Below are 26,203 nucleotides of genomic sequence, written 5' to 3' on the forward strand. Positions count from 1 at the left end.
AGGAGAGAAACATGACCCAGATCACCCAATCCGAGGCCGAGGCCCGCCACGTCAAGCGCGAGGATTACGTCTCCTGCACCGTGGCTTTCATTGACTGCAAGAAACCCGGCTCGCATCTCAAGGAAAACTACTCGATCATCGGCCCCGGTGTGACCTCGTCGGACGAGCAGGTGGTCAACCTGCCCGAGCCGCATGGCTTCAACATCGGCGCGGCGGCCATGCCCAACGGCATCACCAACAACCTGCACGTCCATTTCACCGCCGAGGTCTTCATCGTCCAGAAAGGAGAATGGACCTTCCGCTGGGGCTCGAACGGCGAGAATGAGTTTGTCGGACGCGAGGGCGACATTCTCTCGGTCCCCACATGGATCTTCCGCGGCTTCACCAACACCGGGCCGGATGACGGCTGGCTGTTCACCGCGCTTGGCGGCGACAACACCGGCGGCGTTATTTTCCATCCAGAGATCATCCGTGAGGCGGCGGATTACGGCCTCTACATCTCGAACGACAACACATTGATCGACGCCTCCAAGGGTGACGAAGTACCGGGCGAAGAGGGCCGCATCGCGCCGATGCCCGACGAAGAGGTGGCCCAATTGCGCGAGGTTTCGCCCGAAGAGATGCGCCGCCGCGTGGTGACCGAGGGCGTCCGGGATTTCCGGCCGGCCTTCATAGATGCGGCATTGCCCGGCTGCGGTGCCGAAATCGCGCCGGTCATCGGCTCCGGTCTGACTCAGAACCGCGACCATGCCGCGCTGATCACCAATCCGCACGGCTTTTCGATCGAGTGGCTTCGGCTCGGCGCCGGGCGACGGGTGAGCCCCTTCACCCTGGCCGAAAAGATGGTGCTGATCGTCCGCTCCGGGCAGGTCCGGCTGAGCCTCAACGAGGGCGCCGACGTGACCGTCGATTTGGGCGAGCGCGACACCTATTCGATCCCGGCCGACGTGGTCCGCTCGATCGAGGCAACCGGAGATGCGGGCGCCGAGGTGCTGGTGGTGGTCACCGGCGATCACCGCAAGCGGCCGGTCTTCGCCGATGACGTGATCACGGCGGCGCGCGAGGCGGGGCAGGCGCTTGACGCTGGCGGATACGTGGCCAAGGCGGCGTTGCTGCCCGATTACAAGCGAGCCGGCTGATGCGCAGTAATACCGTCAAGCAAAGGCTGGCGGCGGGCGAGACCGTCGTCAACGCCTGGCTCTCCATCGGGTCGAGCTATTCCGCCGAGGGTGCCGGACATTCCGGCGTCCACTCGGTCACCGTCGATCTGCAGCACGGGATGATGGGCGTTTCGGAGGCACTGCACATGCTGCAGGCGATCTCTGCAACGCCCGCGACCCCGCTGGTGCGGGTGCCCGATCTTGATCCGGCCAAGATCATGCACCTGCTCGATGCCGGGGCCTACGGCGTCATCTGTCCGATGATCTCGACACCCGAACAGGCCGAGGCGCTGGTCTCGGCCTGCCGTTACCCGCCTTTCGGCACGCGCAGCTTCGGGCCGTCGCGCGGTCTGCTCTATGGGGGCAGCGACTACGTGGCCAAAGCGAATGAAACCGTCATGGCGATCCCGATGATCGAGACCGCCGAGGCAGTGGAGCGGATCGACGAGATCCTCGCCGTCGAGGGCATCGACATGATCTATGTCGGCCCCAACGACCTGGCCTTTGCCATTGACGGTCACGTCAGCCAGCCGCGCCCGAATTCCGAAGCGGCGATCACCAAGGTGCTCGAGGCCGCGCGTCGGCATGGCGTACCGGTGGGCATCTTCTGCTCGGGCGCCGATGATGCCCGTGCGCGGCGCGAACAGGGCTGCGCGCTGGTAACGCCGGGCAATGATTTTTCCCACCTGACGCGCAGCCTGGCCAGTGCGGTGCGGGCGCTGGCAGACGAACCGATTGCCACGGAAAGCCAGTCGCGGGCGGCGCATGGCTATTGACCTTGCTGACGGTCGGCCCTGGATCTTGCTGCCGGGGACCTTGTGTTCCGGAGCGGTTTTTGACGGGTTGCTCGATGGCCTGGACGTGCCGCCTTCCGCGCGGCACGTCATCTCGATGCGCCATCCGAAGATCGAGGATTTCCGGGCAGAGCTGCAGGATCTTTGTACGCCTGACGCGATAGTCTGCGGCTTTTCGCTGGGCGCGCTGGTGGCCGCGCATCTGGCCTGTCGGCTGCCCGCCGCCGAGTTCCTGCTCTTTGCGCTCAATCCTCACGCTGATGCTCCCGATAAGCGGGCAGACCGGCTGGAATTTGCTGCGGACGTGGCGCGGCAAGGCGGGGCGGCCAGCATTGCCCCCCGGCTTCCGCCATTGGCCGGGCCACGCCCAAATCGGACACGTGACAAGATCCTGCAAATGGCCGAGGAGAGCGCGGCTCTGATGCCAGCCCAAACCAATCTGGCGCTTGACCGTCCCGGCGCACTGGGCAGCCTTGCCAAGACCAAGGTCCCGGTCAGGCTCTTCACTGGCAGCGAAGACACCTGGTCACCCGTCGGACTGGCGCGGGACGCGGCGCGCGCCGCGCCTTGCGCGCAGGTCACGACCTTGCCGGGACTGGGCCACTACGCCTTGGTGGAAGACCCCACCGCATGTTGCCGTGCCCTATGCGAGAACCCGAAGGCCCGCAACGCCAGGCTCACATTGCCGGGAGAAGACAAATGACCACCGTTCTGGGATGTATTGCCGACGATTTTACCGGCGCCACCGACCTCGCCGGCCTCCTGGCCCGCAGCGGCGTGCGCGTGTCGCTTCGCATCGGAGTGCCCTCCGAGCCCCCGGCCGACCCGGCAGCCTTCGAGGTGATCGCGCTGAAATCGCGCACCGCGTCGGTGGGTGAGGCCGTGGCCGAGACCCGCGCCGCGCTCAAATGGCTGCAGGCGGCGGGGGCGCAGCGGTTCTTCTGGAAATACTGCTCGACCTTCGACTCGACGGCGGAGGGCAATATCGGCCCGGTGGCCGAGGCATTGATGGCCGACCTGGGCACTGACCAGACGATCTACTGCCCGGCCTTCCCGGAAAACGGCCGGTCGATCTTCATGGGCACCCTCTTTGTCGGGCAGCAGCCGCTGGCGGAAAGCCCGATGAAGGATCACCCGCTGACGCCCATGCGCGACAGCAACCTGATGCGGCTCTTGCAACCGCAGGTAACGCGCCTGGTGGGGCTGGCCGACCGGCTGACGGTGGCGCGGGGAGCAGAGGCGCTGCGGGCGGAACTGGACGCGCTGAAGGCAAAGGGCGTGGCGCATGTGGTGGTTGATGCCGTTGCGAAGGAGGACCTGGCGGTGATCGCCAAGGCCTGCCGCGACATGGTGCTGATGACCGGCGGCAGCGCCGTCGCCATGCCGCTGCCCGCACTTTACCTGGCCGATGGCACGCTCGCGGCGGATGCGCCCAAGGCGGAAGCCCCGCAACTGGACGCCAAAACCGTCGTGCTTTCGGGCAGTTGCTCGGCCATGACCAACAGGCAGGTGGCGGCCTACCTTGCCACCGGCGCGCCGGGGTTCAGGCTCGACCCGCTCGATCTGGCCGAAAACGGCGCGCAAAAGGCGCTTGACTGGCTGGCAGGGCAGGACCTGGAAAAAGCCCCGCTGATCTATGCCACCGCCAACCCAGACAGCGTGCGCGCTGCGCAGAAAAAGCTGGGCGTCGCGGAAGCGGGCGAGATCGTCGAGGCCACCCTTTCGGCCTGCGCGGTCGCGGCGCGCGACAGGGGCGCGCGGCGGGTGATCGTCGCGGGCGGCGAGACCTCGGGCGCGGTGACCAAGGCGCTTGGTGTCAGCCAGCTCGACATCGGGGCCGAGATCGCTCTGGGCGTGCCCTGGACCTATTGCCGCTCCGGCGGGCAACAGATCGCGCTGACGCTGAAATCCGGCAACTTCGGCGCCGAGACCTTCTTCACCGACGCGCAGGAAAGGCTGGCGTCATGAGCACAGAAGCCCGCCTGCGCGACCAGATCTGCCTTTTGGCCCGGTCGATGTTCGACCGTGGCCTGACCGGCGGCAGCACCGGCAATATCTCGGCCCGGACCGAGGACGGCGGGCTGCTGGTCAGCCCCACGGGCACCAGTTTCGGGCGGCTCGATCCCGGCCGTCTCAGCCGCTTCGATGCGGCGGGCAACCACACGGATGGCGACAAGCCCACCAAGGAAATGCCGCTGCATTCCGCCTTCTACGACACCCGCAGCACGGCGGGCGCGGTGGTGCATCTGCATTCCTGCCACTCAGTGGCGCTGTCGATGATGCCGGATGTGGACGAGGACAATTTCCTGCCGCCGCTTACGCCTTACGGCATAATGAAGCTGGGCCGGGTGAAGCTCCTGCCCTTCTTTGTGCCGGGCGACCCGGCGATGGGCGCGGCGGTGCGCGGTCTGGCGGGCAAACGCAGTGCGGTGATGCTGGCCAACCACGGCCCGGTGGTAGCCGGCAAGGACATCGAGGCCGCCTGCAACGCCATCGAGGAACTCGAAGACACTGCGCGTCTGGCGATGCTGACCCGCGGGATGGCTCCGCGCGGCCTGACCGTGGACCAGGTCCAGGCACTGATCACGAAATTCGACATTGAGTGGGACGCATGAAAATCTCCGCCAACTTGGGCTTTCTCTGGAACGACCGGCCCCTGCCCGAGGCCATCCGCGCCGCAAAGGCCGCCGGCTTCGACGCCGTGGAATGCCACTGGCCCTACGATGTGCCTGCGGACGACGTTAAGGCCGCCCTGAGCGAGACCGGCCTGACGATGCTGGGCCTCAACACCCGGCGCGGCGATGTCGGCGCCGGCGACAACGGCCTCTCGGCCATCCCCGGACGCGAGGCCGAGGCGCGCGCCGCCATCGACGAGGCCATCGCCTATGCCACCGCCATCGGCACGCCGAACATCCACGTCATGGCCGGGGTTGCCAGCGGTTCGGCGGCGCAGGCGACCTACGTGGAAAACCTGCGATATGCCTGCGCGGCAGCGGCGCCGCATGGCATCACCATCCTGATCGAGCCGCTGAACCGCTATGACGCGCCCGGCTATTTCCTGACCACCACAGATCAGGCGCTTGCGGTGATCGCGGCGGTGGGCGCGCCCAACCTGAAGCTGATGTTCGACTGCTACCATGTGCAGCTGATGGAGGGCGACCTGACCCACCGCCTGCGGGCGCTGCTGCCCGCCATCGGCCATATCCAGTTCGCCTCTGTCCCCGACCGCGGCGCGCCTGACCGGGGTGAGGTGAACTTTGCCCATGTCTTCGGCGTGATCGCCGACATGGGCTATGCCGCCCCGCTGGGCGCCGAATACAAGCCCGGCGGCCCGACCGAGCCCACGCTGGGCTGGCTGCGCACTCTATCCGCGCGCGTCACCTGACGCGAGCTAGTATCGCAGATGGCGGGGTCGACATCAGCTCGCTGGCCCGTCGCATTTTCGGCTGATAAACAGGAGGATGCCCGCGGCGCGGGCTTCTGACCACACGAAGAGGGCGCATGGCCAAGCAAGTTTCTCCCATCCGCAAGGACCGCAAGCGCAATCCGCAGGTGTCGCGTGGCTAATTCGGACCTGACCTAGTTGGCCGTTAACCCGACCGCAAGGCAAGCATGTGCTACCAGGGTCGCGTGCATGCGTTCACGAAAATTTGCCCTTGAACCTCTACCCACTAGAAGTCCTATCTAGTCGACGAGAATGTATATCGTTCTTGCCATTGATCGCCGGTGGGAACCGAGAGGGTATGACATGCTGACAAGACGACACTTTATTCAAACGACAACAGCGCTCTTTTCGGCGACTGTGGCCAACCCTGTGTTTGCCGATAGCTGGCCCACCGAAGCGCAGAAGGCTGAATGGGACGCGCAAGTCAGCCCGCCCGGCTTCGATCCGGCCACGTCAAACCCTTGGGGACTACACCCACGTTTCTTGCCTCAGCGTGTGGACGCGAAAAACGGCCTCGTGCCGGGAGACATCCATGTCGATGCGGTCGCGCGGTATCTCTACCACATTGAGGAGGGTGGAACCGCGATGCGCTACGGCGTGGCGATCGCGCGGGGCAACCTCTACGAGCCGGGTGTTTATAACATCAAGCGCAAGGTCAGGTGGCCGCACTGGACGCCAACACAAAACATGATCGAACGCGATCCCGTGAACGCACAATGGGCCGATGGGATGGAACCAGGGCCGGAAAACGCTCTCGGGTCACGGGCGCTCTATCTCTATGTCGGTGATCGCGACACCTATCTTCGGATACACGGCACACCCTATCCGAGAAGCATCGGCGGTCGTGCGAGTTCGGGTTGCGTGCGGATGGTTATGGCACACATCAACGAGCTTTATCCGAACGTCGAGATCGGATCGACAGCACATCTTTATTCGGCTGAGGACAGCGTTACCGCGAGAAGTTGAATGAGGTAATTAACTCTCAGCGCATTGATGTGACGTGCGGGTCGTCGTCACACTTCCCGCGCGACGCAGATAGGGTTGCCGTTCGCCGTGCGCAGCGGCAGCAAGGTCGTTTCAACGGGGCCGCTGTGTTCGTACCAGTAGCACCCGTCCTCGGGCACCAAGCGCGCGGTTGCAACATCCTGATCCGGGGCAGCCATTGCAATCACGGCTTCGGGAACGTTGCCCCGCCGGTCTGCCGAGTCGCCCGGTCCAGTCGGCTGGATTGCGCACCCGGCCGTAAGAGACAGCGCCACTGCAACAATTATTTTTTGCTTCAGCATCAAAACCCGCATCAAGCTTCCTTTCGTGTCTGTTTTTCTTTGCATCGGCTTTTCATGCCTCAAGGCGTGATGGAGCCGATCGCCGCATCCTCTAGCAATAAAACAAACTGAAATACCACCGTATTTTGCTCTTGAAGCTCTAGCTGCTGTAGGGGTTATGCCATGGTAAAGCACCCGAATCCAGAGGTCCATTCATGCCGTCCGACACCCATCGTCACGACCACGATCACGCCGAAGATGCCCAGACAAGCGGCGGCAGCTGCTGCGGGGGCGCCGGAACGTGCGGCGACATCGTTCCGACGACGCCCGCGCCATCGGGCGGGCGCAGTTTTCAGGTGTCCGGCCTCGATTGCGCCGAGGAGGTAGCAATCCTGAACAAGGTGGTCGGCCCGAAGATCGGCGGGGCCGAGCATCTCGCGTTCGACGTGATCAATGGGCGGATGACTATTCTCGACAGCGCCAAGAGTTTATCGGACGGCGAAATTGCAGAACTGGTCGCAAGCACCGGCATGACCGCCAAGCCTTGGGATGCCGAGAACGCGTCGGTCGACCAGGCGGCCCATCTTGCAAGACAGCGGCTGTTTACGGCGCTCAGTGGAGGCTTCTGGGCCGCAGGATTTCTGTGGCACATCATCGAGACCGGCATGGGCGGGGCGCTCGGCCTCTTCGCGGGTCACGGCGAAGCGCCGATGCCACTGGTCGAGGCAGGGCTGTTCGCGGTTGCGATCCTGTTCGGTGTCTGGCTCGTGGCACCCAAGGCATGGTCGTCCGCTCGGCGGCTGTCGCCCGACATGAACCTGCTCATGGTGGTCGCCGTGGCCGGTGCCATCGGGCTTGGCGAATTTTTCGAGGCGGCGACAGTCGCGTTCTTCTTTTCGCTCTCGCTCTACCTCGAAAGCTGGAGCGTCGGGCGTGCGAGGAATGCGGTTTCAGCTCTGCTCGACCTCGCGCCGCCGACGGCAAGAGTTCTTCATGATGACGGCTCGGAAGCGGACGTTCCGGCTTCTGCGGTTGCTATCAACGCACGTTTCATCGTGCGCGGCGGAGACCGCATCCCATTGGATGGTGAGGTTGTCGATGGGGCAGGGGCCGTCGATCAGGCGCCGATCACCGGAGAGAGTGCGCTGGTCCCAAAGGAACGGGGCGACGAAGTCTATGCCGGTACGATCAACGGCGAAGGCACACTGACGGTGCGCGCCACGAAGGCCGCCTCGGACACCGTGTTGGCCAAGATTATCCGCATGGTCGGCGACGCCCATGCCCGCCGCGCGCCGGTGGAGCAGTGGGTGGCGAAATTCGCCCGCATCTATACGCCTATCGTCATGGCTCTCGCCATTGCAATTGCCCTGCTGCCGCCGCTCATTTTCGGGGGGGCCTGGGATTATTGGTTCTACAATGCACTCGTGCTGCTGGTGATCGCTTGCCCATGCGCTCTGGTTATCTCGACACCGGTCTCCATCGTCGCTGCACTCACCGCCTCAGCGCGGGCCGGGGTGCTGATCAAGGGCGGTGCATATGTTGAGGCACCGGGCAAGACCACTGCACTGGCCATGGACAAGACCGGCACGATCACCATGGGCGAGCCCGAGGTGGCGGCGGTGCATCCGCTGGGCAAAGCATCGGCGCAAGATCTGATGACCCTCGCCGCTGGGCTGGAGGCACGTTCCTCGCATCCCTTGGCGCGCGCCATTCTTGCGCGGGCAGAAGCCGACGGCATCAAGGTATCCGCCGCGGAAGATACCCGAACCGTTCCGGGCAGGGGACTTGAAGGACGCACAGACGGCCGGTCGATCTGGCTGGGGTCGGACCGGTTTGCCGAGGAGAAGGGTTTCGGCGACGCCATTCCGAAGGATTTGCGCGACCGCATCGAAGGGGCTGGCAGCACCCTTGTTGCCGTGGGCGACGACACCGGTGTCACCGGCATCTTGGAATTGCGCGACCGTATCCGCCCGGATGCCAAAGGCATCGTGGCGCAGCTTCACGCGCAGGGTGTGAAGACCATCGTCATGCTGACCGGTGATAACGAGCGGACAGCGCGCGCTGTTGCAGCCGAGGTCGGCATCGACGAGGTCCGTGCCGAGCTTCTGCCCGAAGACAAGGTGACTGCCATCGAAGAACTGGTCGAAACGCATGACATGGTGGCCATGATCGGCGACGGGGTCAACGACGCCCCGGCCATGGCGCGCGCGCATTACGCCATCGCAATGGGTGCCGTTGGTTCGGACGCGGCAATCGAGACGGCGGATATAGCCCTGATGACCGACGATCTCGGCAAGGTGCCTTGGCTGATCGGTCATTCGCGCCGGACAATGTCGATCATTCATCAGAACATCGGTATTTCCTTGGCGACCAAGGGCGTTTTCGTTGTCGCTACCGCGTTCGGACTGGCATCGATGTGGGGCGCGATTGCAGCCGACGTAGGAGTGTCATTGCTGGTGGTGGCCAATGCCCTGCGCCTGCTGAACAGCCAAGAGGCCAAGGCGCCGCCGTCCGGCGGTGAGCAGGTTGGCCCACAGATGGCAAAGGCCGCGCTTGCCCACGGACATTGATCACGCAGCATTTGCAAGGTAACGTAATGTCCATAACAGACCTCACGAAAGAGGCATCGAGCAGTGAAAACCATCCGATTTCCCCGCCGCGCCGTCCTGTTGGGCGGGCTGGTAGCGTTTCTGTCCGGGTGTGCCAGCAAGTTCCGCAGCTATGACGGACCCGAAGTCACCCGTGTTCGGCTTTACAAGGGACAGCGCTTGCTTGTTCTCGACGGAGCCGATCGCGTCTTGCAAACCTATCCGGTCGGGCTGGGTTTCGCTCCTGAGGGTCACAAACAATTCGAGGGGGATGGCCGGACTCCGGAAGGAGTTTACACAATCGACAGGCGAAACCCCAACAGCACCTACCATCTTTCGATTGGCATCTCTTATCCGAACGAGGCCGACATCGCCTTTGCCGAAGCGCAGGGCCTTTCCCCCGGCGGCGACATCTTCATCCATGGTGGCCCACGCCCCGGCATCGACCCGACAAATGTCCGCGACTGGACAGCTGGCTGCATCGCGGTCACGGATCGGGAGATCGAGGACATCTATGCAATGGTGAAGGACGGGACACCTATCCACATCTTTGCATGACGGTCTTTCTCATGCGGCGGTAGTGAGCCGTCGCATTGGCGCCATTGCCCAGCTCCACGAAGCCAAGATGAGCGCCAACAGCATCCAGTCCCCGAAGCTCGCGTAGAGTGTCGGCGGTCGCGCGGAGGGCAGGCTAGCGTCGATGATGCCCGTTTCGCCGGTATCGAGCCGCGCAACGATCTCTCCGCTCGCGTCGATGACCGCAGAGATGCCCGTATTCGCGGCTCGGATGACTGGAAGGCCTTCCTCTACGGCGCGCATACGTGCGGAAGCCAGATGCTGCTCGGGTCCGATGCTGGTGCCAAACCAGGCATCGTTTGTCGCGTTGAAAATCCAGTCCGGCCGGAACAGGTCGTCGACCACATGCCCTGGGAAGATGATCTCATAGCAGATCGCCACGGCGACCAGCGGCACACCCGGAAGCGCAAGCGTTCTCGGGCCCGGTCCGGGCGTAAAATCGCCCAGACCCGCCGTGAGCCGCTCGATGGGCAACCAGCCGCGGAATGGCACATATTCGCCGAAGGGCACGAGATGGTGTTTCGCGTATCCGGTCAGGATCTCGCCGGTCTCGTCAAATGCCTGGACCGTGTTGAAATATCGGGTGCCATCCTCGCTCGGTACACGGTCCGGCACACCGGTAAGCAGCACTCTGCCGTCTGGTAGCGCTGCGGCAATGCGGGCCCGTGCCTCCGTATCCTCATCGAGGAAACCCGGAAAGGCGGTTTCCGGCCAGAGAAGCACGTCGAAATCGCCGGGCCGGGTTGAAAGCTCAAGATAGCGCGCGAAGGTCGCCTCGCGGTTCTCGGGAGCCCATTTCTCCTCTTGTGGAATGTTGCCCTGGACGATGCGCAGGTCGACACCGGGTGGCTGTTGTGCATCCGACTGGAGGCGCAGCGTGCCGACAGCCCACATCGTCGCGATTCCGGCCAGCGCCATGAGCGAGATGGTCAATCGTTGCCGCCCGGACGCCATAGCAGCCGCGCCAGGGAGTACCGCGACGAACACGGTGAGAAAGCTTAGCCCATAGCTTCCGACCCAGGCGGCGGTCTGGCGAAGGGCGGCGTAGTCTACAAGTGCGTAACCGGCCAGGTTCCAGGGAAACCCTGTCAGAACGTGACCACGCAACCACTCGGCCACGGTCCAGGAGGTCGCGAACAGGAGGCAGGCCAAGAGACTGCCCATGGCTCCGCGCCGCGCGATTTCGGCAAAAAGCGCAGCGGCAATGGCTGGGAAAATCGCGAGACCTGCGGACAATCCCGCGACCGCCGGAATCGCCATCGTCCCAAACCGCTCGGCCTCGACGTAGAAACTTTCCGCGATCCACCAAATCCCGAAACCGAACTGGCCGAGACCAAACGCCCAGCCGACGAGGAAAGCGCGCCCGAAGGAGAGATCGCGAAGCCCGACAAACAACGCGGAATAGGCAACGGGAACGAGCAGGAGAATCGAAAGAGGCGGGAAAGTCAGAACGGTCATCGCCCCGGCGGCGAAACCAAGCGTCATCCGCGAAAGCAAACGGTGGCGCAGAGCGATGCGGTTCAGAATTTCCGGCTTCACGACTTGATCGAACGCCGCGCGCTGATCCATGGCGCGGCGAGCAAGAGCCCCACGCCACTGACGACAAATACATCGGCCAAGTTGAAGGCAGGCCAATGTGTTGTGCCAATGTAGAAATCGAGAAAGTCTGTTACAGCCCGATACCGCACACGATCGATGACATTGCCCAGGGCTCCGCCAATGATCGCACCGTAGGCAAGCGTTTCCACCGCATTGTCGGCGCGAAACAGCATAACCCCCAGCCAAACACAGATGGCAAGAGCGAAAGCGATGAGGCTCCACCACGGCGCGCCGCCCAACATCCCGAAAGTCACGCCGTCATTACGATAAAAGACGAGGTTGAATCCCGGAAACACGGGAATTCCGGCGCTTAAAGTGACGGCATTCGCAACGACAATGGCTTTGGTGATCTGATCGATCGCGAACGCAGCAAGTGCTGCGAAGACGCCGATCATCGGAGATACCTTGTTTAGTGACATTGCCTCATCCCAACCAGACATCAAGGAACAGCATCAGAACGAGCCCGACTGCGAGACCGAGCGTCGCCCTGTTCTGATGGCCGCTGCGATGGGTTTCGGGGATGATTTCGTGGCTAATGACGTAGAGCATTGCGCCCGCGGCAAAGGCCAGACCCCATGGAAGCAGCGGTTCCGACAGTGTGATGATGCCGGCCCCGAGCAAACCGCCAATCGGCTCGATCATGCCCGTCAGCGCCGCGATGCCCCAGGCGCGCAGCTTCGGATATCCCTCGCCCAGCAGAGATACAGCGACGGCCAATCCTTCGGGCGCATTCTGAAGCCCGATGCCGATGGCGAGCGGCAGACCGCCCTCCATACCTCCGGATCCGAAGCCGACCCCAACCGCAAGGCCTTCGGGGAAGTTGTGGATCGTGATTGCGATGATGAACAGCCAGACCCGCCGCAAAGACGCCGCTTCGGGCCCTTCGCGTCCCGTCTTGAAGTGCTCGTGCGGCAGCTTTTCGTTCATCAGGGCGACAGCCCCCATGCCCAGAAGAATCGAAACGCATACGATGGCCGCAGGCATCGCGCCGTTTTCGAACATCGGCTCCGCCGCATCCAATGCCGGGATGATCAGCGAAAAGAAAGAAGCGGCGAGCATCACACCGGCAGCGAAGCCGAGCGACAGATCGCGTGTGGCCCGAGACGGGATGCGCCCGAACAGCACGGGAACTGCTCCGACTGCTGTGAGCGATCCGGCGGCAAGACTTCCGAGAAAGCCGAGCATTATCGGAGACAGATTTTCCATGGGCGGGCCAGATTATCCTTCGGCGTAGCTCGAAAAGACTTCCGTCGACCCGTCCTTGCGGATGAGGAAGACATCATAGGCCTCGCGGTCGTCTTCTGGCCCCATGCCGGGCGAGCCATAGGGCATCCCCGGAACAGCGAGGCCGACGGCGTCCGGGCGCTCCTCGAGAAGGCGGCGGATGTCAGCGGCCGGTACATGGCCCTCGATCACGTAGCCGTCAATGAGCGCGGTGTGGCAGGAGACCATGCGCTGCGGCACGCCGTTGTCTAGCTTGAAGCGCACGAGAAGCCCGCCGAACATGTCCTGGCCGGTCGGCACAAACCCGTTCTCTTCGAGATGTTTCATCCACGAGAGGCAGCAGCCGCATCCGTTGGTCTTGCGGACGTCGATCGCCGTTGCCTCTGCGAGGGCCTGGGCCGCTGGGAACAGGGCGAGCGTGATGGCAAGAACTTGTGTCATGCGTTTCATGGGTCAGAGCCTTTCGGTTGTCGTTTTGGCAATCTCGCTGCCGAGGTTTTCATTCAGAAGCGCCCGCGCCTCGGCCAGACGCGAGAGCGCGGCGGTATCATCCGCATCGCTCTCGGCCGCTTCGGCGAGCCGGTCGTCAGAGAGGGGGTCAGTCGGGCGCCCATCCACGAGCACCTCATAGTGCAGGTTCGGACCTGTCGCCGTGCCAGTCGCGCCGACGCGGCCGATCACGTCTCCCGCCGCAACGCGTTGGCCTTGTGCCAAGTCTTCCGGCACGGCGCTCAGATGCGCGTAGCGCGTCATGGTGTCGGAGCCGTGCAAGATTTCGACCACGCGACCATATCCGCCGCGCCAGCCGATGAAATTGACCCGCCCCGGTGCCGTCGCTTGAACCGGTGTCCCACGTGCCGCTGCAAAATCGACGCCGGTGTGCATCCGGACGTTGCCAAAGACCGGATGCGTGCGGCGTCCGAACACCGAGCTGAGGCGCGCACCCTCGACCGGCTGTGCGAAGACGCGCAGCACCTCGCCATCGACGTAGATCGTCGCCTGACCGCTGCCGTCGTCCGGCCATACGATCTCGTAAAGCGAACCGCCGATCTCCAGTGCGGCGAAGGCGAGTTCGGGCTGTCCGATCCTGTCCTCTCCGACCCGCGCCTCACGCCAGAGAAGCCTTAGTGTTTCGCCACCGGCCATCTCGCGGCGGAAATCCACGGTCCCACCCAGCATCTGCGCAAGGTCCACGGAAAAACGGGCGGGTATGCCGGCTTCGTCGAGTGCCGCGAAGATCGAGCTGTCGATCATGGCTTCGCCGGCAAGGGTTACGATTTCCGGATCCGGAGCCACGACCTGCGTGGACATCTGCTCGCCGAAAACCACCTCGATCCGAACCCCGTCCTCGACGGCGAGTGAGACGGTGCGGGGGCTGCCGTCCACGGTCGAAGCGACAGTGACCGAGTGCCCCGGCCGCAGCCGTCGCAGATCGTATTCCGCACCAAGCGCGAGGGCAACTTCGGCTCTGTCAGGTGCCGCAAGACCGGCCTCTGACAGCAAGAAATCGAGCGTTTCGCCCGGAGCAATGTCGCGCGACCACGTCGACAGGGGTGGCTCGATCGCTTGCACCGGCCTGTCGGCAAACGCGGCCTGCAGAAGGGGCAGCGGGCTGAGGTCGGGTGCATCGTCTGCCCATGCCGCCGCGGGCAGCGTCACGGGGATGTCAACGTTCTGGGGGGCTTCAGGACCTTGGGGCATCCAGCTACCTGCCTGGGCAAGTTCCGGCGGCACGGGTTCTTTCGACATGGAATCAGAGATGGCGATAGCCGCTCCCGAAACCGTCCCCGCAATTGCGACACAAGCCGCCAAAGTTCTGAGCCTCATGTCGCCCCCTCCATTTCTTCTTCCAGCGCGCGGCGGATCTTCGGCACCGCGAATTCTTTGGGCTCGTGATAGTCGATCATGGTGACGAATCGCCCAGAGGCTGCGAACAGGAAGACGCTCGCGGTGTGGTTCATCGTGTAATCGCCGCTCTCCGCCGGTACTCGCTCGTAGGTGGCGCGGAAGCCGTCCGCGACGCGCGCTATCTGCTCTTCCGGTCCCGTCCAGCCGCGGATCGCCGGATGGAAGTAGCCGACATATTCGGCCATCGTTTCGACAGTGTCGCGCTCGGGATCGACCGTGATGAAAACCACGTTCATCTCGTCGGCCTCGTCTCCCAGATCGTCGAGCCATCCCGAAATGTCAGAAAGCGTGGTCGGGCAGACATCGGGACAGTAGGTGAAGCCGAAGAACGCCATCGTCGGGCGACCGATCAGGGTTTCCGGCCCGACCGCGTTGCCCTCATGATCCGTCAGACGGAAAACCATCTCGGTCAGGGCCACAGGCCGCTGCCCGACAGGTTCGGGTCCACCGGGTCCATCGACCTGCCACCAACCGACGAAGAGCATCAGGGCGACCGCCCCGACACCAGCCGCGCCGTACCCCAGGACCGCCCGTCGCCGCACCAGTCCTCTGGCCCCCGCGCGGCGATTCCGAGGATCGGCACCTTGACCGTCACTTCGCCTCCGTCGTCGAAAAGCAGGGTCAGCGGAAAGGTGTCCCCTTCCGTCATCGGTTCTTGTAGCCGCATCAGCATTGCGTGCAGGCCCCCCGGTTCGAGCGCGACGCTCTCGCCCGGGGCGATCGCGATCTCCCCCGCCGGGCTCATGGAGCTCACACCTTCGGCATTGGTCTTCGTCTCGTGGATTTCGGGCATCATCGCGAGCGGTGTTGTAAGGCCGATCAGCGTCACCGGCTCGTCGCCAGTGTTGCGGATCGTCATGTAAGCGGCCCCGGGACGGTTCATCCCGATGGAGGCGCGGGACCACGCGTTCTCGACGACAACATCCTCGGGTCCGGCCAGCGCGGGCACCGAGAGCCCTCCAAGGGTCAAAAGCGCGGCCAGTGTGCCAGTCAAAATATACTTTTTCATCGTTCTGATCCTGCCCTTTCCATTCAGCTTTGCGCGGCAGCGACTTCGGCGGCCACCAGACGACGCAACTCTGCCTCCCCGAATGGATCGAGCGGCTTGCCGTTCACAAAGAATGTGGGCGTCTGGCGAATTCCCACGGCCTCGACGTCAGCACGATCCTGGTTAAGGATCGCCACGACACCGGGTGCCAGCATTTGCGTGCGCGCGGCTTCGGCATCGAGTCCGGCCGTGGCGGCGATCTGAAGGATCAGGCCAGGCGCCGGGGCACCGTGCGACGCCCATCTCGGCTGTTCCCGCAGAACGGCCTCGAGCACCGGCACGTAAACGTCCTGCATGCGCGCCGCTTCGAGCACGCGGATGGCTTCCTCGGATGCCGCGCCGTGGAAGGGCGTGTAGCGGATCACGACGCGGACAGCTTCCCCATGCTCGGCCATGATGTCCTTCACGATGGGATGAAAGGCGCGACAGGCCTCGCAGGCCGGATCGAAGAATTCGACGATCGTGACGGGCGCATCCGCAGGCCCGAGGATGGGCGAGTAGGGGCGGATCATCGCCTCCGCAAGTTCCGGAGCAACGGGCTCCGCTTCGGCCACTGGGCCGGGGCGGATTGCAAACCAGGTGGCTCCGCCGAAACCGGCGGCGCCGAGGGCAAGAACGGACAGGATCAGGCCGCGTCGATTCATGTTCGTGTGTCCTTCAATGAAAGGGCCGACAGCGCCCCGATCAGCGCGAAGGCGGCGAGCGCCATCAGCGGGATAGGGATGCCGAAGACCAGTTGGTTGTCATCGGTGCAAGAGGGGCCGGTGGCCGTGCAGGGCTGGACGCGTTCGGGAACAAGACCGACGTACAGCCCCATGTGCCAGAGGGCGATTGCGCCGCCGCCAAGCGCCAATGCGATGCCGTAGCGCCCCACGCGGCCGTCCCGCCACCAAAGGCCGAGCCCGAGGACAATGGCCAAGGGGAACATGAAGGCGCGCTGGAACCAGCACAGCACACAGGGCGTCTGCCCCAGCACCTCGCCGACAAAAAGCACGGCAAGCGAGGCGACGAGCGCGATGATCCACGCCAGCCCGAGGGCTGTTTCTCCGGACATACGGTTCATGTCGGTCAGAACCTCTCTTCCAGATCGGCGAGTATCTCTTCGGCGGAGGTGCCGTAGGGCCACGAGTCGGCGAAGCCCGCGTCGGGATCGAAGAGGAACAAATGCGACGTGTGGCCCATCGTGTAACCATCCGGCGCCGCAGCCTCTTCGACGCGTTCAAAGAAGATCGGAAACGTCTCGGATGTGGCGGCGATCTGTTCCGGCGTGCCGGTCAGACCGATGATGCCCGCATCGAACAGCGGGACGTATTCGGCGAGTGCTGGGGGCGTGTCTCGTTCGGGGTCGATGGTGATGAAAATCGGCTGGACCTTGGCGGCATCGTCGCCCAGACCGTCCATCACCGCCGCGACCTCAGATAGGGTCGTCGGGCAGACGTCGGGGCAGTTGGTAAAGCCGAAAAAAACCAGCATCCAGCGCCCCGCAAAGTCCTCCTCGGTTTGAACCATACCCTGGTGGTCCGTCAGTTCGAACTCAGCGAAAAAAGGCGGCTCGGCGTCAGTTCGGGCGCTATCGGCACGATAATCGGACCATAGCAAGAGCCATACGAAGGCAAGCGCTGCCACGCCTGCCAAAACCCAAAGAAACTTCTGTGCCGATGTAAGGGACAATCCTGTTCGCCTGTTTTTGATTCTTATTGCAAGTGCGGATACATCCTCTAGCCGCTAGAGGTTCAAGCACGAAATCATGGTATAGCTTGAACTCACGCGTCTGTGAAACCGACACTTGTTTATTCCGACGGCAAAACCTACACAAACTGTATCTTTTTCATGGAGGCGAAAATGCTCACGATCGGTACTCTGTCAAAGAAGACTGGCACAAAAGTGCAGACCATCCGGTACTACGAACAGATCGGACTCATGCCCGAACCTGGCAGGACCGAAGGCGGACAGAGGCGCTACGACAATGCACAGCTCGACCGACTGTCCTTCATCCGCCATTCGCGGCAACTCGGTTTCTCGCTCGATGCGATCCGCGAGCTGCTCGACCTCAGCGACCATCCCAACCGCCCCTGCGACGAGGCAGATGCCATCGCGCGTCGCCAGCTCAAACAGGTGGAGCAGCGCATGGCCCGCCTGAAGGCGCTGCGCACGGAACTGAAACGCATGGTTCACGAATGCAGCGGCGGGCGGACCGGAGACTGCAAGGTGCTTGAGGTGTTGCGGGACCATTCGGAATGCCTGACCGAGCACGAGGAAATCGGGGCCTGAAGGAATTCAGCCAACATTCCGGCTGGAACGCAGATCAGCCGCAGAAGTTAATGTGTCGTACAACACAAGCTGGAACCACAAAATGGCCGCTAGACAAGATTCAATGGAGAGACGGACGCTTTGGATCGTTCTTGCGCTCAATATCGGTTTGGCCGTGGCCTTTTTCGCAACAGGCGCCTTCGGCGACTCAAGTGCCCTGATCGCCAACGGGCTCGATAACCTCTCCGACAGCTTCGTCTACGCGATCAGCCTTTTCGCTTTGTCCCGATCCGACAAATGGAAACGCGGGGCGGCGAACGTTTCCGCCGGGCTGCTGATTCTGTTCGCCGCTGGTATCCTTTATGATGCATGGCGCCGCTACATCGGCGGGTCAGATCCGCTCGGGACGATCATGATCGCGATGGCCCTGATCGCGGCGGCTATCAACGCAGTCTGCGTCTGGCTGCTCGCTAAGCTCAAAGATCCGGACGTCAACATCCGCGCGGCCAACACCTTCAGTTACAACGATTTCGCCGCGAACCTCGGAATCGTCGTGGCTGGCGGCCTCGTCGCCTGGCTGGGAACCAACTGGCCGGACCTCGTCGTCGGCGTGATTGTCGCCGGGATCGCGGCCTGGGGAGGTATCGACATTTTGCGCGACGCACACGGCGAACACCACAAAGCGGTTCACACGGACAAATAGTTGCGGGAGATTCTTTCTGAAAGAAAGGATTGAAGCTACAGTGACTATAGCAATTAGTCTTGTTCCAAGACGATTCGAGGAGCGACCCGTTGCATATGACCGACCCCCTACTTGTACCCACCAAACTACTAGATTTTGATGCCGCGCCTCTTGCGCATCTAATAGAGAACCGCAGCTGGCGCGACTTGTCCGAATACGATCGGATCGGAGCAGTCTATGATTTCGTTCGGAATGAAACCGCGTTCGGATACAATCGAGCTGACGACATCCCCGCATCCGAGGTGTTTTCCGACGGCTACGGGCAGTGCAATACCAAAGGCACGCTCTTGATGGCGCTGCTGCGTGGTGTCGGCATTCGTTGCCGGTTGCATGGGTTTACGATCCACAAAGGCTTGCAGCGCGGTGTTGTCCCTGAGCTGGTGTATCCGCTTGCTCCGCAGGAAATTCTCCACTCATGGGTCGAGATCGAATTTCAAGGTGCCTGGATTAACCTTGAAGGCTTCATCCTGGATGACGCTTTCCTCGATGTCCTGCAAACGTCATTCTCGGACACAGAAAGTCTCTGCGGTTATGGCGCGGGCACGGATTGCCTTGGCGCGCCTCCCGTCGCCTGGAACGGAGAAGATACCTACATTCAGAAAACCGGCATCGTGCAGGATTTCGGCGTGTTTGATACGCCGGACGCCTTCTATTTTTCCCATGAGCAATCCTTTGGATGGCTGCGTGGTGCCCTTTACCGTCATATCATACGCCACTGGATGAATGCGCGCGTTCGTGGTTTCCGCAGCGACCGCCTCAAGACTGACCGACGCGCGACACACGCGCATGAGGAGCCTGCCAATGCCACATGACCACGGGCACGCGCATATCGATCCGGATTCTGGCGATCGGCGGGTTGCCATCGCGATCTGGGCGAACGGGCTTCTTACCGTTGCGCAAATCGTCGGGGGCATATTGTCGGGCAGCCTGGCACTGATCGCCGATGCGCTGCACAACTTTTCCGATATGGCCTCGCTTGTCATTGCCTTTGCCGCACGCAAGATCGCGCGCCGCCCGGCCGATGAGCGCATGACCTTCGGCTATGGCCGGGTCGAAATCGTCGCGGCCCTGATCAACTACACCACCCTCATCGTGATCGGCTTCTATCTGATCTACGAAGGTGGCATGCGCATGATTGATCCACCCGAAGTCATGGGGTGGACCGTCGTCATTCTCGGTGGAATCGCGCTTGTGGTCGACACGCTGACCGCAATGCTGACCTATTCGATGCAGAAGGGGAGCGTGAACATCCGTGCGCTTTTTCTCCACAACCTTTCGGATGCGCTTGCTTCGGTCGCGGTTATCGTCGCTGGGTCGCTGATCATCCTTTACGACATGCGTTGGGTCGATCCTGCCATCACCATCGGCATCGCGACCTACATCCTGTATCTGTCTTTCACTGAAATAGGCGGCCCAATCCGAACCCTGATGCTCGGGAGCCCGCCGGACATCGACAACGAGGCCGTCGTCGAAGCGATGCGGAAAGTCGAAGGCGTCGCCGACGTCCACCACGTCCATCTCTGGCAAATGCAAGAGCACGAGGCTGCGCTCGACTGTCATGTCGTCGTGGCAGCCGAGGGATGGTCGAAGATCGAAGAGATCAAGAGCGCGATCAAGGAGCGGCTGAAGGAAGAATTCGGCATCAGCCATTCCAGCCTCGAATTCGAGCACGAGGATCGCGCTCATCAGAACGCCGATCTCTACGGTCACGGCAACGCAAGTGAAAAGGAGAAGACCAATGTTCAAGGAAACGCTGACCGAGCGTGATGATGTCATCGGGCTCGTCTGCGAAGGCAAGTTGACGGAGACAGAATTCAAGCAAATGCACGCGCTGCTTCATGAGCGTCTTGGAACAACCGATAATCCGGGTCTGGTTCTCGACCTTACAAGTTTCGAGGGCTACGAAGAGCCTTCGGCGATGCTAGAAGATCTGAAGGTCGACACCGCCCACGCGAACGATTTCGGTCGCATAGCGGTTGTCGGAGAACGCAGATGGATGGAATGGGGCGCACGGGTGGTCAACCTATTGACGGGCTCCGAGATGCAGTGGTTCGAATCCAGCGATACCGAGTCCGCAATTGCGTGGGCGCGTGACGGGTAGCCAGCGATTCTGCAAGAAAAGGACTCTGGCCTGGAAATTGACATCACATCAGATGCTTCACGATTAATGGAGGAACGGAACGATCTAAATGTAGTCAGCAACATTTGTCTGCTCGGATGAAACAATCCGATGCAGTTTGATGTCGACTTTAGGCTGCATAATAAGTCCCTACGCGCTGAATTCTTCGAAATTTAACATAAACTTCATTATGCGTATTTATACTTAGTGTTGCGATAGTATATTTTCATATGTATGCTGATCCCTGTCACAGAGGGTCCTTAGCATGCGTCATCTACTCAAGAAGCTCCTCCCCTCGGTTGCAGTCGCTTTGACTGTGACAAGTTCTTCGCTACCGATGCCCGCCCGCGCGCAGACATACCCGATCGATTGCGCGATTCTCCTGTGCCTGTCTGGCGGCTGGCCTGCTTCCGTCCCTTGCGCCAGAGCTCGCGCCGAGTTCATCCGGCGGATTACGCCCTGGCCGGTGGAACCGCCACTGCAAATCTGGCGCTGTCCCATGGGCGCGTCCTATGAGACCTCTCCTTCATCAAACAGTGCAGACCGCATCTTTGAAGCGTTCTTCCAGAACAAAAGCGCTGGACCGCAACAGTCTTTTCCAGCGCAAGATGCCGCTACCCGGATTGAGGCTGCTTGGCGCACTCCAGAAGCCCCTATTAACTTTGTACTCGCCGATAGGGCCGCCCAGCTCGTTCAAGATCGCGCGGACATCGATATCAGCGGACCTGAGTTCAATTTCGTGCGGTCAATTCGCGTTTTTAATGTCCAGTACGCAAGACAATACCAGGCTGGAAGCGAAGGAGATTGCGAACGTAGCGCCAACGTTGTTCTTGGCACATATGGAACGCAAGGTGAGTTCGCTTGGCAAAGAACTTCCATCACTGCCCTCCCCACCGCTCATATTGGTCTCGAAAGATGGGGTCAAAATTGCCCCGGCATCTATCACCGCTCAGTATTCGTCGATTGGCGTGACTATGAAGGCAACTACGGCTTCGAGCAGGTGAACTACTAGCGCCGATAAAGAAAGTGTTGGCATTCATCCGTGTCGACCTAAGTGTTCGGAGCTACTCAATCACCGGACGTTCGCTGCTGTCGATACCAAGGTCAGCTGAGCGGACATTGCGGACCTGCTCGTTAGCAGCGAATGCACGTGCAGAAAGTCCAAATCGAAGTTCGCATCTGCAGCACCGAGAGTTCGGCAGCATCGCAGATTTCCCCATTCCGGTAATTCAGGAACAATGCGAAACATCAGCCACAAGCGCCATTGCCGCGCGAGCGGCTTCGTCCTTGAGCCTGATCCGGTCTCTGATCAAGGCAAGGGAGTGTTGCGCTGAGCGTGGCGGTCGTTCAGAAATCTGAAAATGCTGATCAATAGCATCACTGTTGGATCAGAAGATATGCGCAAGTGTCCACGTCAAACCCGACAATCCGATATCCCGCCTTAAAAGCTGTGGTCAACTCTTCGCGCACGCGCAGGCGTTCGGATATGGCTTTGTCCATGTCATGTGACAGCAAGCCTGCGAAATCAGCGGGGATTGTGATCTTCAGACTGCCTTCGGGCACATAAGGCTGCGCCACCGAAGGGTCAAGCCGCTGCACGACTTCAGGTGCGTTCAGATGCCATTCAGCAACGAGGCGGTCGGAGGGGACACCGGCATTGATGCCCTCCATCTCGCCATAATAATCTTCGTGGTAGATTCCCGCGGTCGCGCCAAGCCTTGCTATGTTGAGGCTTGCGTTGATGCGGCGCAGTGGATCATAGGTCCAGCGCACCACGTTTATGCCGCGCTGAAGGCACCAGTCGCGCTGATACCATTTCAGCTTTGCCCCCAACCCCATGCCTCGGCTGTCGGGATGCACGGCCAGCCTGTGCGAGTGTTGTGCGTCGGGTTGGCTTGTTGGGAAGCCAAACAGAAAACCCAGCATGCGCCCGTCTTTGAATGCGCCTGCAACAAGCCCCCCTTCATGCTGGATCGCCAGCATGATGTCTGAATTGTCGGACGGGTCATCCTCGCCCCAAACCTCTTTCTGAAAGCGCTCGGACCGTTTGAGTTCTGTGACCGAGTTCAGCTCGCGTATTGTGATGCCTGACTGTTCCACCTTCATGCGCCGATCTCCTCGACATGATCGGAGACGGTTTTCAGAAACCCTTGGTCGAGCGTGACGCCGATGCCGGGGCCGTTCGTGGGCACGGGCATTTCGCCGTTCGTGGCTTCGAGCGGTTCATTGATGATGTCGCGCTTGAAGTAGCGGCTGGCGCTGGAGGTGTCGCCGGGTTTGGTGAAGTTCGCGAGCGTCGCCAGATGGATGTTGTGCGCCCGCCCGATGCCGCTTTCCAGCATCCCGCCGCACCAGACCGGCGCATCAAAGGCGGCACAGGTGTCATGGATGGCACGGGCCGAGGCAAACCCGCCCACGCGTCCGACCTTGATGTTGATGACCCGCGCCGCACCGAGTTCGAGCGCGATGCGGGCGTCCTTGGCGCTGCGGATGCTCTCGTCAAGGCAGATCGCGGTCTTCAGCGCCGCCTGCACCTTCGCGTGGTCGTGGATGTCGTCATAGGCCAGCGGCTGCTCGATATAGTCGAGGCGGAAGTCGTCGAGCGCCTGCAACACCGGCAAGTCGGCCATCCCGTAGTCGGTATTGGCGTCCACGGTCAGCTTGATGTCGGGGTGGCGCGCCCGCACCGCTTCGACGATCTTGACGTCATGGCCCTGCGCGATCTTGAGCTTGGTGCGCTTGTAGCCATTCGCGACCGCCTCATCGACGCGTTCCAGCGTCTTCTCGACCGGCGCGATGCCAAGGCTGACGCCCACATCGACGCTGTCGCCGACGCCGCCAAGCGCGGCCTTCAGCGGGATGTTCAGGCTTTTGGCCCAGAGATCCCAGAATGCCATCTCGACCACCGCCTTGGCCATTCGGTTGCCGCGCCACGGGGCGAGGATCGGCTGAAGCTCATAAGGCGAGGCAAAGCGTTTGCCGACGATCTGCGGCAGCAGCACGTCGCGCAGGAAGGCCATCGCGCCGGGGATGGTTTCCTCAAGATAGTCCGGGGCCGGGTCCATCACCGCTTCGCCGATGCCCTCCAGCCCTTCGCCCTTCAGCACCAAAAGCGGAAAGGTCTTGGCCGTCATCGTGCCAGTCGAGATCACGAAGGGCGTCAGAAGTGGCAGGCTGACGATGCGAAGCTCGGCGGATTCGATCAGGATGCCTTGGTGCATCGCCCCGGCGGGCGGCGTTTCGGGTTTTTCCAGCATTTCGACAACTTCCTAGATTTTGGTGGATCACATGACCTTGGCGATGAACCGCTCGAACACCTCGGTCCTGGGGTTGGTGAACATCTCTTCGGGCGGGCCCTGTTCGGCGATGCGGCCTTCGTGCAGGAAGACGACTTCGGAGGAGACCTCGCGGGCAAAACCCATCTCGTGCGTCACGACGATCATCGTCCGACCTTCGGCGGCAAGATCCTGCATCACCTTCAGAACCTCGCCCACCAGTTCCGGGTCAAGCGCCGATGTTGGCTCGTCAAACAGGATTGCGTCGGGCTCCATCGCCAGTGCCCGGGCGATGGCCACACGCTGCTGCTGGCCGCCGGAAAGCTGCGATGGATACATGCCCATGCGCTCTTCCAGCCCGACACGCTTCAAAAGCGCCTCGGCCTTGTCGCGGGCTTCTGCCTTCGGTTGACGTTTGACCTGGACAGGGCCCTCCATCACGTTTTCCAGCACGGTGCGGTGGGTCCAGAGGTTGAACTGCTGGAAGACCATGCCAAGCCGGGCGCGGATTTCCTCGATATGGCGCACGTTCTGGGGCTTGCCATTCCGCACCAGGATTTCGTTGCCATGGACGGTCACCTTGCCCGATGTCGGTGTTTCAAGGAAGTTGAGACAGCGCAGGAAGGTCGACTTGCCGGACCCCGACGAGCCCAGGATCGAGATCACGTCGTGTTTCCGCGCTTCAAGCGAGATGCCCTTCAGGACTTCGACACTGCCGAACGACTTGTGGATGCCTTCGGCCTTCAAGATGATTTCCGTCTGGCTCATGCCTGGGGTTCCTTTGCGGGCTGTGCAGCGACGCGCGGTTTGTGATGGGCTTCGATGTGCCGGCTAAGGCGGCGTTCGGCCTGCCGCCAGATCAGGACGAAGATCGCGGTAATGCAGAGATAGATCAGGGCAGCCCACAGGTAGATCGAGAAATCGAAGGTGCGCGAAAAGATCTGGCGTGTTCGGCCCATGATGTCGAAAACGGTGACGACGCTTGCCAGCGCGCTGGCTTTCATCAACAGGATCACCTCGTTGCCGAGCGCAGGCCACGCGATACGATAGGCGTGCGGGAAGACAACGCGGCGGAGCGTCTTGAAACGAGTCATGCCGATGGCTTTGGCGGCCTCGATTTCACCTTGTGGCACACCCATGATGCCGCCGCGCAGGATCTCGGTCTGATAGGCGGTGGAGTTGAGCGCAAAAGCCAGCAGCGCACAGTTGAACGGGTCGCGGAAGAAGGTCCACAGCCCCCAGTCCTGCAAGATGGGTCGAAACTGGCCCGAGCCGTAGAATATCAGAAACAGCTGCGCGAGGATCGGCGTGCCGCGCATGAACGAGATGTAAAGCCTGAGTGGGGCCTGAGCCAGTGGCGCGGCATGGGTGCGGATCAGTGCGAAGCCTGGTGATACGAGCGCGGCAATAAGCGCGCCGAGGAAGGTCAGCTTGATCGTCATCAGCGTGCCGTCGAGCAACCGGGGCCAGTATTGGGCGATGATCTCGATCGGGTTCATCACACGGCCCTCCGGATGCCGCGATTGGCGCGACGTTCCATCCAATACAGCACCAGCTCGGACAAGACGCACATGACCCAGTAGATCAGGCAGGCCAGCAGATAGAACGTGAAAGGTTGCTTGGTGACGCCGACGGCGACCTTGGTCATGCGCATCAGGTCATCAAGCGCGATAACTGAAACAAGAGCAGTGTCCTTCAGCATGTTGATCCAGAGGTTGCCCAACCCCGGCAGCGCGAACCGCCAAAGCTGCGGCAACTGGATACGGCGGAAAATCTGGCCCTGGGTCATGCCGATGGCGCGCCCGGCCTCGGTCTGGCCCTTGTCGAGCGACTGGAACGCGCCGCGCAGCACTTCGCCCGCGAATGCGCCGAACACCATGCCAAGCGCAATGACACCGGCGGCGAAGGGGCTGAAATCCGTCGCCCCGCGTTCGGGGTTCCACCAGCGCAGCGCCATGTTCAAAAGCAACCCCACGCCGTTGTAGACAACGAAGAGCGTCAGGATCTCGGGCAGGCCGCGCATGATGGTGGTGTAGCCGAAACCCAGGAACCGCAGGGGGCCAAGGCGAGACATCGACGCGAACGCCGCCAGAAATCCAAGTAACAGGCCCACGGGAAGCGTGACGATCGCGAGTTGCACCGTGATCGCCAACCCCCGCAGGATTTCGTCCCCCCAGCCGGTATCGCCATATGAGAAGAGTTCAAACATG

The 26,203-nt window shown here is 61.9% G+C and carries 30 protein-coding genes and 1 pseudogene; 15 read left to right on the top strand and 16 right to left on the bottom strand.

Annotated elements, in window-relative coordinates:
* The first annotated feature begins 11 nt into the window (after window positions 1–11).
* From ACOQFT_RS22740 to ACOQFT_RS22770, 7 genes are all read left to right on the top strand, one after another.
* Window positions 12–1,139 (top strand): hypothetical protein, encoded by a 1,128-nt coding sequence (locus ACOQFT_RS22740; protein ID WP_194098586.1) that lies wholly within the window; start codon window positions 12–14, stop codon window positions 1,137–1,139.
* Window positions 1,139–1,936, top strand: coding sequence for an HpcH/HpaI aldolase family protein (locus tag ACOQFT_RS22745; protein ID WP_194098585.1), 798 nt, complete (start codon window positions 1,139–1,141; stop codon window positions 1,934–1,936). The genes ACOQFT_RS22740 and ACOQFT_RS22745 overlap by 1 nt, the downstream gene beginning before the upstream one ends.
* Window positions 1,926–2,657: an alpha/beta fold hydrolase gene (locus ACOQFT_RS22750; RefSeq protein WP_194098584.1), complete on the top strand. Its 732-nt coding sequence runs from the start codon at window positions 1,926–1,928 to the stop codon at window positions 2,655–2,657. The genes ACOQFT_RS22745 and ACOQFT_RS22750 overlap by 11 nt, the downstream gene beginning before the upstream one ends.
* Window positions 2,654–3,922 carry a 3-oxo-tetronate kinase gene (gene otnK / locus ACOQFT_RS22755; RefSeq protein WP_194098583.1) on the top strand — a complete coding sequence of 423 codons (1,269 nt, stop codon included), beginning with the start codon at window positions 2,654–2,656 and terminating at the stop codon, window positions 3,920–3,922. Before ACOQFT_RS22750 ends, otnK begins: the two co-directional genes overlap by 4 nt.
* Window positions 3,919–4,569, top strand: coding sequence for an aldolase (locus ACOQFT_RS22760; protein ID WP_194098582.1), 651 nt, complete (start codon window positions 3,919–3,921; stop codon window positions 4,567–4,569). The genes otnK and ACOQFT_RS22760 overlap by 4 nt, the downstream gene beginning before the upstream one ends.
* A complete protein-coding gene (locus ACOQFT_RS22765; RefSeq protein WP_194098581.1) occupies window positions 4,566–5,339 on the top strand; it encodes a hydroxypyruvate isomerase family protein in 774 nt (257 codons plus the stop codon). The genes ACOQFT_RS22760 and ACOQFT_RS22765 overlap by 4 nt, the downstream gene beginning before the upstream one ends.
* Window positions 5,340–5,702: 363 nt before the next feature.
* Entirely contained in the window at window positions 5,703–6,365 is a 663-nt protein-coding gene (locus tag ACOQFT_RS22770; RefSeq protein WP_071167357.1) for a L,D-transpeptidase, read from the top strand.
* Between the two features lie 47 nt (window positions 6,366–6,412).
* Here ACOQFT_RS22770 and ACOQFT_RS22775 read toward each other — a convergent pair whose 3' ends face one another.
* Window positions 6,413–6,697 (bottom strand): hypothetical protein, encoded by a 285-nt coding sequence (locus tag ACOQFT_RS22775; protein ID WP_010138178.1) that lies wholly within the window; start codon window positions 6,695–6,697, stop codon window positions 6,413–6,415.
* 182 nt (window positions 6,698–6,879) lie between these two features.
* On the opposite strand from ACOQFT_RS22775, the gene ACOQFT_RS22780 reads away from it, so the two are divergent.
* Both ACOQFT_RS22780 and ACOQFT_RS22785 read left to right on the top strand, forming a co-directional pair.
* The gene (locus ACOQFT_RS22780; RefSeq protein ID WP_071167356.1) at window positions 6,880–9,234 is read left to right on the top strand and encodes a heavy metal translocating P-type ATPase; all 2,355 of its coding nucleotides are present in this window, start codon (window positions 6,880–6,882) and stop codon (window positions 9,232–9,234) included.
* Window positions 9,235–9,297: 63 nt separating this feature from the next.
* Window positions 9,298–9,810 carry a L,D-transpeptidase family protein gene (locus ACOQFT_RS22785; protein WP_018001713.1) on the top strand — a complete coding sequence of 171 codons (513 nt, stop codon included), beginning with the start codon at window positions 9,298–9,300 and terminating at the stop codon, window positions 9,808–9,810.
* 9 nt (window positions 9,811–9,819) lie between these two features.
* Here the strand turns inward: ACOQFT_RS22785 and lnt are convergent, their stop codons facing one another.
* From lnt to ACOQFT_RS22835, 10 genes and pseudogenes are all read right to left on the bottom strand, one after another.
* Window positions 9,820–11,397 carry an apolipoprotein N-acyltransferase gene (lnt, locus tag ACOQFT_RS22790; protein ID WP_018001714.1) on the bottom strand — a complete coding sequence of 526 codons (1,578 nt, stop codon included), beginning with the start codon at window positions 11,395–11,397 and terminating at the stop codon, window positions 9,820–9,822.
* Window positions 11,364–11,822 (bottom strand): signal peptidase II, encoded by a 459-nt coding sequence (lspA, locus tag ACOQFT_RS22795; protein ID WP_018001715.1) that lies wholly within the window; start codon window positions 11,820–11,822, stop codon window positions 11,364–11,366. Before lspA ends, lnt begins: the two co-directional genes overlap by 34 nt.
* A gap of 28 nt (window positions 11,823–11,850) precedes the next feature.
* On the bottom strand, window positions 11,851–12,633 hold the full coding sequence (locus ACOQFT_RS22800; RefSeq protein WP_026155630.1) for a ZIP family metal transporter: 783 nt from the start codon (window positions 12,631–12,633) through the stop codon (window positions 11,851–11,853).
* A 12-nt stretch (window positions 12,634–12,645) separates the two neighbouring features.
* The gene (locus tag ACOQFT_RS22805) at window positions 12,646–13,101 is read right to left on the bottom strand and encodes a DUF411 domain-containing protein (protein WP_018001717.1); all 456 of its coding nucleotides are present in this window, start codon (window positions 13,099–13,101) and stop codon (window positions 12,646–12,648) included.
* Window positions 13,102–13,104: 3 nt separating this feature from the next.
* Window positions 13,105–14,478, bottom strand: a complete 1,374-nt coding sequence (locus ACOQFT_RS22810; protein ID WP_026155631.1) for a M23 family metallopeptidase — start codon at window positions 14,476–14,478, stop codon at window positions 13,105–13,107.
* Entirely contained in the window at window positions 14,475–15,101 is a 627-nt protein-coding gene (locus ACOQFT_RS22815) for an SCO family protein (RefSeq protein ID WP_421600098.1), read from the bottom strand. Before ACOQFT_RS22815 ends, ACOQFT_RS22810 begins: the two co-directional genes overlap by 4 nt.
* Window positions 15,102–15,103: 2 nt before the next feature.
* Window positions 15,104–15,568 (bottom strand): annotated as a pseudogene (locus tag ACOQFT_RS22820) (copper chaperone PCu(A)C); the annotation flags it as partial.
* A gap of 23 nt (window positions 15,569–15,591) precedes the next feature.
* Window positions 15,592–16,251, bottom strand: a complete 660-nt coding sequence (locus tag ACOQFT_RS22825; protein WP_018001721.1) for a DsbA family protein — start codon at window positions 16,249–16,251, stop codon at window positions 15,592–15,594.
* Complete coding sequence (locus ACOQFT_RS22830; protein WP_018001722.1) at window positions 16,248–16,670, bottom strand: disulfide bond formation protein B; 423 nt, start codon at window positions 16,668–16,670, stop codon at window positions 16,248–16,250. The genes ACOQFT_RS22825 and ACOQFT_RS22830 overlap by 4 nt, the downstream gene beginning before the upstream one ends.
* Before the next feature lie 5 nt (window positions 16,671–16,675).
* Window positions 16,676–17,278 carry an SCO family protein gene (locus ACOQFT_RS22835; protein ID WP_421600099.1) on the bottom strand — a complete coding sequence of 201 codons (603 nt, stop codon included), beginning with the start codon at window positions 17,276–17,278 and terminating at the stop codon, window positions 16,676–16,678.
* Window positions 17,279–17,449: 171 nt separating this feature from the next.
* On the opposite strand from ACOQFT_RS22835, the gene ACOQFT_RS22840 reads away from it, so the two are divergent.
* The 6 genes from ACOQFT_RS22840 to ACOQFT_RS22865 all read left to right on the top strand — a co-directional run bounded on the left by ACOQFT_RS22840 (window position 17,450) and on the right by ACOQFT_RS22865 (window position 21,730).
* On the top strand, window positions 17,450–17,878 hold the full coding sequence (locus ACOQFT_RS22840; protein WP_013959865.1) for a MerR family transcriptional regulator: 429 nt from the start codon (window positions 17,450–17,452) through the stop codon (window positions 17,876–17,878).
* A gap of 103 nt (window positions 17,879–17,981) precedes the next feature.
* The gene (locus tag ACOQFT_RS22845) at window positions 17,982–18,560 is read left to right on the top strand and encodes a cation transporter (protein ID WP_421600100.1); all 579 of its coding nucleotides are present in this window, start codon (window positions 17,982–17,984) and stop codon (window positions 18,558–18,560) included.
* A 95-nt stretch (window positions 18,561–18,655) separates the two neighbouring features.
* Window positions 18,656–19,411: a transglutaminase-like domain-containing protein gene (locus ACOQFT_RS22850; RefSeq protein ID WP_421600101.1), complete on the top strand. Its 756-nt coding sequence runs from the start codon at window positions 18,656–18,658 to the stop codon at window positions 19,409–19,411.
* Window positions 19,401–20,366 carry a cation diffusion facilitator family transporter gene (locus ACOQFT_RS22855; protein ID WP_010138164.1) on the top strand — a complete coding sequence of 322 codons (966 nt, stop codon included), beginning with the start codon at window positions 19,401–19,403 and terminating at the stop codon, window positions 20,364–20,366. The genes ACOQFT_RS22850 and ACOQFT_RS22855 overlap by 11 nt, the downstream gene beginning before the upstream one ends.
* Complete coding sequence (locus ACOQFT_RS22860) at window positions 20,338–20,700, top strand: STAS/SEC14 domain-containing protein (RefSeq protein ID WP_119400696.1); 363 nt, start codon at window positions 20,338–20,340, stop codon at window positions 20,698–20,700. The genes ACOQFT_RS22855 and ACOQFT_RS22860 overlap by 29 nt, the downstream gene beginning before the upstream one ends.
* Before the next feature lie 283 nt (window positions 20,701–20,983).
* Window positions 20,984–21,730, top strand: coding sequence for a hypothetical protein (locus ACOQFT_RS22865; protein WP_421600102.1), 747 nt, complete (start codon window positions 20,984–20,986; stop codon window positions 21,728–21,730).
* Between the two features lie 365 nt (window positions 21,731–22,095).
* Here the strand turns inward: ACOQFT_RS22865 and ACOQFT_RS22870 are convergent, their stop codons facing one another.
* From ACOQFT_RS22870 to ACOQFT_RS22890, 5 genes are read right to left on the bottom strand one after another with little or no spacing between them, the layout of a single operon-like run.
* Entirely contained in the window at window positions 22,096–22,824 is a 729-nt protein-coding gene (locus ACOQFT_RS22870) for a GNAT family N-acetyltransferase (protein ID WP_421600103.1), read from the bottom strand.
* Complete coding sequence (menC, locus tag ACOQFT_RS22875) at window positions 22,821–23,975, bottom strand: o-succinylbenzoate synthase (RefSeq protein ID WP_231014192.1); 1,155 nt, start codon at window positions 23,973–23,975, stop codon at window positions 22,821–22,823. Before menC ends, ACOQFT_RS22870 begins: the two co-directional genes overlap by 4 nt.
* Before the next feature lie 27 nt (window positions 23,976–24,002).
* Window positions 24,003–24,761, bottom strand: a complete 759-nt coding sequence (locus ACOQFT_RS22880) for an ABC transporter ATP-binding protein (RefSeq protein WP_067547897.1) — start codon at window positions 24,759–24,761, stop codon at window positions 24,003–24,005.
* A complete protein-coding gene (locus ACOQFT_RS22885) occupies window positions 24,758–25,492 on the bottom strand; it encodes an ABC transporter permease (RefSeq protein ID WP_072704673.1) in 735 nt (244 codons plus the stop codon). Before ACOQFT_RS22885 ends, ACOQFT_RS22880 begins: the two co-directional genes overlap by 4 nt.
* Window positions 25,492–26,202, bottom strand: a complete 711-nt coding sequence (locus tag ACOQFT_RS22890) for an ABC transporter permease (RefSeq protein ID WP_072704670.1) — start codon at window positions 26,200–26,202, stop codon at window positions 25,492–25,494. Before ACOQFT_RS22890 ends, ACOQFT_RS22885 begins: the two co-directional genes overlap by 1 nt.
* Window position 26,203: the final 1 nt, after the last annotated feature.

The organism is Ruegeria sp. MALMAid1280 (assembly GCF_049195285.1).
In the GTDB taxonomy this organism is placed as follows: domain Bacteria; phylum Pseudomonadota; class Alphaproteobacteria; order Rhodobacterales; family Rhodobacteraceae; genus Ruegeria.